At 50.0% G+C, this 6,719-nt stretch carries 7 protein-coding genes; all 7 read left to right on the forward strand.

The annotated features are described in order from the left end of the window. The 7 genes from VSA01S_RS16835 to VSA01S_RS16865 all read left to right on the forward strand — a co-directional run bounded on the left by VSA01S_RS16835 (nt 1) and on the right by VSA01S_RS16865 (nt 6,612). On the forward strand, nt 1–732 hold the full coding sequence (locus VSA01S_RS16835; RefSeq protein WP_039981877.1) for a conjugal transfer protein: 732 nt from the start codon (nt 1–3) through the stop codon (nt 730–732). Next, on the forward strand, nt 722–1,573 hold the full coding sequence (locus VSA01S_RS16840; RefSeq protein WP_039981876.1) for a TrbG/VirB9 family P-type conjugative transfer protein: 852 nt from the start codon (nt 722–724) through the stop codon (nt 1,571–1,573). Before VSA01S_RS16835 ends, VSA01S_RS16840 begins: the two co-directional genes overlap by 11 nt. A gap of 164 nt (nt 1,574–1,737) precedes the next feature. Then, on the forward strand, nt 1,738–2,844 hold the full coding sequence (locus tag VSA01S_RS16845; protein ID WP_227739629.1) for a TraB/TrbI/VirB10 family type IV secretion system protein: 1,107 nt from the start codon (nt 1,738–1,740) through the stop codon (nt 2,842–2,844). After that, nucleotides 2,841–3,197, forward strand: a complete 357-nt coding sequence (locus tag VSA01S_RS16850) for a hypothetical protein (RefSeq protein WP_039981874.1) — start codon at nt 2,841–2,843, stop codon at nt 3,195–3,197. The genes VSA01S_RS16845 and VSA01S_RS16850 overlap by 4 nt, the downstream gene beginning before the upstream one ends. Next, entirely contained in the window at nt 3,198–4,010 is an 813-nt protein-coding gene (locus VSA01S_RS16855; RefSeq protein WP_039981873.1) for a hypothetical protein, read from the forward strand. Further along, nucleotides 4,011–5,453: a type II secretion system protein GspD gene (locus VSA01S_RS16860; RefSeq protein WP_039981872.1), complete on the forward strand. Its 1,443-nt coding sequence runs from the start codon at nt 4,011–4,013 to the stop codon at nt 5,451–5,453. Between the two features lies 1 nt (nt 5,454). Beyond that, nucleotides 5,455–6,612 carry a hypothetical protein gene (locus VSA01S_RS16865; protein ID WP_039981871.1) on the forward strand — a complete coding sequence of 386 codons (1,158 nt, stop codon included), beginning with the start codon at nt 5,455–5,457 and terminating at the stop codon, nt 6,610–6,612. The last annotated feature ends 107 nt before the right edge of the window (nt 6,613–6,719 follow it).

Genomic DNA, 6,719 nt, shown 5'->3' on the forward strand with positions numbered 1-6,719 from the left:
ATGGACACCATCACGGTTGAAAATAACCATAAAAGTGAGGCAAAGCGTCAGCTAAGTCGTGAGGCACTGCTCGTGTCAGAGCGTAATCGCTATTTCTTTTTATTACTGGCCTGTGTGGGGGTGATCGCTTTACTGGTGATGTTTTGTTGGTACGCCTTTGCCAAAGCCGAGCACAATCAGGAAATCGCTTACGTCAAACTGTCACCTAATGGGGCTTGGCAAGTGGTGGAATACCAGCCTCAAGATGAGCAGTTGTATTTCAAAACCACCGTTGATGCCTTGATTGAGCGTTACACCATCGCCCGATTTAAAGGTGACTCCAGCACGATTGAAGCCGATTGGGGCGAAGCCAGTGCGTTTATGTCTTCGGACTTGAAAGCCTATTTTCTGGCGAAAGACGGCTTTGATGCTTGGAGCAAAATTGACCAACTTAAGAAGCAAAATCGCAATGCCAGCATCGATATTCGTTATGTCGAGCATTACGACAAGGTCGACGTCCATTTAAGTTCGGGGCGCGCTGATAAAGCGCTGCGCACCAACGTCTATTTCACGAGAGAGCTGAGCGGTGCGGGCCAAAAAACCACCAAAGAAGCGCTGGTGTTGTCGCTGCAGTGGCGATTGGTGGACAAAACCACATTAACCAACACCCCGCTCAGTCACCTTCGCGTGAACCCCATTGGGGTCGAAATTCTCAAAGAATCACTCAATAAGGAACGCCGTCATGAGGAATAAATGGAAAAAAGGCTTGGCTTTGCTGAGCCTGTTGGGGGCGCCGTGGGTCCACGGGGCAACTTGCCAGCCCATCAAGCACAAGGATGGGGAAATCATTCACATTAATAGCGCTTTATTTTTAGGGGGGCGCATTCAGTTACCTGGCAATCTTGTGGCTAAGCCTCTGACTTCAAATAATCACCTGTGGGACGTCGACGGTATGGAAGGAAGCAGTTCGATTTTCATTAAACCCAACTCCAGCTCAAAAGAAGGTCAGCGAACGATGATTTTCGCGACCACCGATGAGGGTAAAGTCTACGACATCCAAGCCACCCGAGTCAGTGGCAAACGCAATCAGCCTTGCATCATCGTGTCAGAAGGCTCACGCATTTTCAGTGAGGAGCAACAGCAAGCGCTCTCGACCTTTATGCACGCGCAAACCCCGCAAAGCAGCGCCGTTGATAAAGGGCAAATCGAAAGACTGGAAAAGGCCCTCAGTCACGCCCAAAAATCCTCGCAAACGGCGGTCAAAAACGCGGTAGTGAACGCCTTAAAGAAATACCAATACCGAATTTACACTCGGTATCAATGGAATGAAGGGCGTGAGTTCGTTGGACGTAACACCATTTCAGATGTGTACGACGACGGACAATTCACTTATATCCGCTTGGCGAATCCCAATCGCGGCATTTTAAGCGTGGAAACCACCATCGGAGGGAAACGGGCCATTGCTCCGACTCGCTACATCGACACCTATGGGATGTACAAAGTCACCGGCATTTACCCTTCCTTCACTTTGCGCATTGATGAAGTCACCATCGATGTGCAGCGCCGGGACAACCACACTAAGGGGAACACCTAATGAGCGACGCAGAGAAAGAAGAGGAAAGCCAAGAAACGCCTGCCCGATTTGATAAAAAAGCCAAGATGTATGCATTGCTGACCTTTGGAGCGGTGTGTTTGATGTTTGTGCTGGTCATGGCGTTTGAAAAGCTCAGTCATACCTCGCCTACGCCCATTAAGGAGGTGAAAAGTGAGGTCGACCAATCGCCCACCCCTGTGATGGAAAAGACCTTTGAACAAATTGCGAAGGAACGTGAAAAAGTGTCCGACCCCACAACGAGGGAGACTTCAACCATCGTTGAGCAAGCGAAAACCGTGCTCAGCACTACCTTACAAGACGATCCTTTAGAGCGAGAAATGCTCGCACACCAAGCCTTAGAGTACAAGCGCTCTGCTTTGGCCGCGCGCAGCCAGTGGGGCATCGTGAAAGTTGCAGTGCCAATCCCTGAGCCGCTTGGGCAAGGACCGACTGAGTCAGCGCCTGGGTTGCCTGATGAGCAACTGAGCGGCGATGAGCAAAGGGAGATGATCAAACGTCGATTACAAGAGGTGGCGATATTAAAGCAGCAAATTCAAGCGGGCAATTACAGTGCCTTTGAAGGTGAGCAAAAACGTCAAACCTTACAGTCGCTTGAACAAAGCTTTTCAGCGCCTCCCCCTAACATTGCGGGGTTCACTCAGCAAAATCAATACAACGCCTCAACCGATGGCCTGTTTAAGTTACCCATTGGCACGCTTATCCCTGGTGTGGTGATGAGCAAGGTCAGCAGTGACAACGTGGGCACGTTTAAATCCTTGGTCTCACAAGACATCTTTGATTCCAACAATGAATACGTGCTTATCCCCAAGGGGGCGGAAATCATCGCTAAATCGATACAAATGAGCGGGCCTAATGGGGTGATTAATCCACGCATGGGCTACACGGTGCCTTGGATAGTGTTGCCAAATGGCAACAAAATTGATTTGTCTAAGTCGACGGGACTTGACCGAGAAGGCATGACCGGCATCAGTGACCAAGTGGAACGCCACCTTATGGCTCAGTTCTTGGGGGTCGCCGCTTACGCTCTTGTGGCCAACGCCAGCAGTTATGAAGGTACGGGCACCAGTTTTGATGATTCTTATGTTGGCGACCTTTCGCAAGGGATACGCGAACAAACCTCACCACTGGCTCAGCAGTATTTAGCCATCAAACCAACCAACATCATTCGTCCAGGTCAAAGCATGAATGTCATCGTCGAAGATGAGATTTACCTCAAACCTTGGCGTCATATTTATGAGGATTACCTGTGAACAGACTCATTTTGGTTTTGCTTGGCGCGTTGTGTGTCGGCCAAAGCGTTGCCGCTCCTAGATTACCGGATGTCGATACATTGCAAGTGTCGGTCAGAACCATTTATCCCCCAGAGCTGACTCATGTGGAGCAAGCCGTTAAATGGCTGGTTGAGCCACTGGGTTATTACGTCACCACCGATTACCCTGCGCCGCAAAGCGCGAAAAGCGTATTGGCTCAACCCATTCCGACAGGGGCCAAGATGCACCGGACCATGCCGGTGCTGCATGCCCTTCAACTGCTCATTGGCGAAGACAACACCCTCATCATCGATAAACAGCATCACCTCATCAGCGTTGGCAGGGGGCATTAAATGAAAAAGCGCATTTCGTTAGGGCTGGCCACACTACTGTGTGGCTGCGCCAGTCAAGACTACACTGGGCAAGGTGAATACTTTGAGTTACAAACTGTGCATGTTATTGAGCGCGATTTGTCGGTGTTTAAACCCACTCAAACCGCGAGTACCCGCGACGCACCTAGGCGTTCGCTGATAGAGCAGAATGATGCACCCAAATCTCATTCTTTGACGTTATTTGGTCAGCCTTTGGTTAACAAAGATGCGCCGAGTGATAAAAAGATACCCATGATGAAAAAGCCAGTACCCCATTACACGGTGCGCCACGGAGAGTCCTATCAAGTGGCACTGACACGTTGGCTTAACACCGCTGGCATGAACAACATTGCTTGGCAGCTTGATGAGGCCCACAGGTCGATATTAAGCCGCGAAGCCCCAGCGCCTAAAGGGTTTCGTGGCAGTTTGAAGCAAGCGGTTGTTGCCCTATCGCGCACCCTCGATATGCCTTTGCAAATCGTGATGGACCCAGACTTAAACGTTGCCGGTGTTTACGACTTTGAAGGCGAGGCCCGCTTAACGCATGTGACGGGCCATTCCATCAAAAACGTCGTGAAAAATGTCGTCAATAACTACGGCTTGAAGTGGGTAGAGGGCGACTCTCCGGCGCGCAGCTATTTAGCTGCCGATAACTACAAGTTTGGCGCCGATTACTACTTGTTGACAGAAAAAGACGACATCGTGATGGCACTGACGTCGGTGCTGGATGCTTACCCATTGCGCTCGGACATCATTCAATCAACGGGCCAAGTGCTCATTCAAGAGGATCGATAAATGCACCTTCCTTTCTTTTTATCTGCCTTGCTTTGCCTATTGATGCTGGGCTGCACCTCGGCGGAGTTTCAAGACAACCTGAGTCATAATCAAGCCGTGTCGGACACCATTGCCGAGCACACCCAGCAAGCCAAGCGGCCGAAAGTGAGTTACATCGACAAGCCGCCTGTCACCATCCAACCGATGGAAGAAGCGGTTAACTTAGCCTGGCTGCATGAACGCATTACGGTCAATGTGGCCGAGCGTCCCTTGTCGGTGGTGCTGGAAGAAATCATGCACGGCACCGGGGTGCCGATTTATTTTGGTGAGATGGTCAAACCCAACAAGCTCGTCACGTTGAATTTCTCTAACGAACGAGGGCAAGTTCTGAACTTGCTCTCGCGTGAAACGGGGTATGGCATTGAAGTGAAAAATGCCCGCTTGGAAGTCACTCGCACCATCACCCGAGTCTTTACCTTGAATATTCCCACCGGCGCTGTCACGGGGCAGCTTGGCTCACAAGGCCAATCGTCAGGAGAAAGTGACGTGCGCATTGAGGGCCAATACCTCAACGTGTCCTTTGATAATGTGCAAATCACCCAAGAAGTGGCGAGCACCATTGCGGCGATGCTTACCGGTGATGAAACCAAAGACAGTATGGTGACGGTGTCACCCAATACCACGACCTTAATTGTTAAAACCACGCCCGACCGAATGCAAGAAGTCACTCGCATTGTTGACCACTATCAAGCTGAGCTGTCAAAGCAAGTCCTACTCGATATTCAGGTGTTGGAGTTTCGCTCTAACCTAGGCACCGAACGGGGCATCGATTGGAAGGTGGTGAAAGACACGGGGAAAGGTCTGGTGCAATTTTTTGTCCCGGGTACGACCACCTTATCCCAAGGAGCAGGCTATGGCATGGCATTTAAGGGCAGTGACGATTGGAGCGGCACTGAATCGTTTATTAAAGTGCTCGAAAAGCAAGGCAGCGTGTCTACACAAACCCCAGTCACCGCCTTAGTTTTGAATAACCAACCGGCCAAAATCACCCAAGAACTCATTGAGCCTTACATTGATGAAATCACGTCGGAGAACTCTGAGGGTGTGGTGTCCGGTGGCTTTACGCGAGCCAGCGAAACCGAAGGGGTCGATGTCATGGTGTCGGCTAAGGTGCAACGTGATGATGTGTGGCTGCGTTTGTCGGGCCAACTTAAGAAAATTGTGGGCCGTGAGAACCGTGAAGTGTTTGGTAATGAAGCCAACTTCCTCAAAGTGCAAAAATCGGAAATCAACTTTGTTAATAAACTCCGCTATGGCCAAACGGTGGTGATTGCTTCCGTGAAACAAACCTCACGGACGGCGGAACAAACGAAGAACTTCTTTTCTTCTTTGCTTGGCGGAACAGGGTCAAGCAACGACACGGTCGAAACCTTAGTGTTATTAACCCCAAGAAAGGCGCAGTGATATGAAATTAGCACAATGTGCCGTGCTTGAAGATAAGAAAGCTCTCAAGCAACACCGTAAACGCTATCCCGCAGCCTATGAGCGAGTGATAGTGAAAGGCACACAGTTTTGGCGTTACATCAGTGATGCCCCTGCCACCTTGTATGGCGAGTTTTTGCAACAAGAGTTAGAGCACGCTTTTTGGGGCAGTTTTTCTGCAGCGGAAGGCGCCCTTTTGGTGCATGTCGAAAAGCGCTCAGAGCAGGGAGAAGATTGCTGGTACATGGCCAGCTTTCACCCTCAGTTAGAGCAAGAACACATCGGCACATTGAACGATCTTATGCCGTATTTTCGCTACGCACTGCATCATGCCACCCACATTCAAGTAACCGATGAGACCTTTCTTCATGGCTTAAGTGCCAAGGAAAAGGCCAAAACGGTGGTGATGGCCGCTCCCGTTTATGACAGCGATGAACGCTATGAACTGCAGCGACGCCGGACCTCACCAATGATTTGGCTTGGGCTTGGGGCGCTCGGTTTAGGGAGCGCTTTAATGTTGGCTTTAATGCTTTGGCCAACACCGATGCCCGAGCCAACCCAGGCACCGGTGGCAACGTTAACCCCTCGTCAAGCCTATGAGCAAGGTTGGCAAAACAAAGTGGTGGCCAGCGATGCCCTGCTCAGTGCGAGAAATGTCTTAATTGAGGCGAAGTTTATGCCTAATGAGATGGTTTTAGGTCCACTTTCTCTTCAAAACCAGTCATTAAAAGCGCAGGTCTCTAAAAGTACGGTGACGCGAGTGATGGAGCGTGTTTGGCTTCAATCCAATCCGAACTTAGCTGAGCACTATCATTCCAGCACTGGAAAACTGAATGTTTTGTTTTCGTTCCCTCCTCCTTGGCAACCTGCTCCTATTGCAGGCTATCTGGTAAGCGTCATTGATGGGGTTGAGCGTTTGGGGGGCGCGGTCAATATGACAGAAATAAGCAAGATAGATAATGTCGTTATCACGACTTTAAAGGTGAACTTTACGTCTTTAGATATCGGTCTGATAACGGTGTTAGCTGAACTGTTTAGCGCCCCACATGTGGCGATCAATCGTTTAGATATGAAAGCCAATGAGGAGCAAGTTGCATTGTCATTTGAAGTGGATATTCAAGGAGAAATGAATGAACGTTAAATCAGTGCGAATGGCGGTAATGGGTGTGAGCATGTTGGTTATGGTCGGATGGATAGCGTGGGATATGAGCGCGCCCAGTTCTGCTCTTATCCATGATGAAGTCACGA

Source organism: Vibrio sagamiensis NBRC 104589 (assembly GCF_007990935.1).
GTDB lineage: Bacteria > Pseudomonadota > Gammaproteobacteria > Enterobacterales > Vibrionaceae > Vibrio > Vibrio sagamiensis.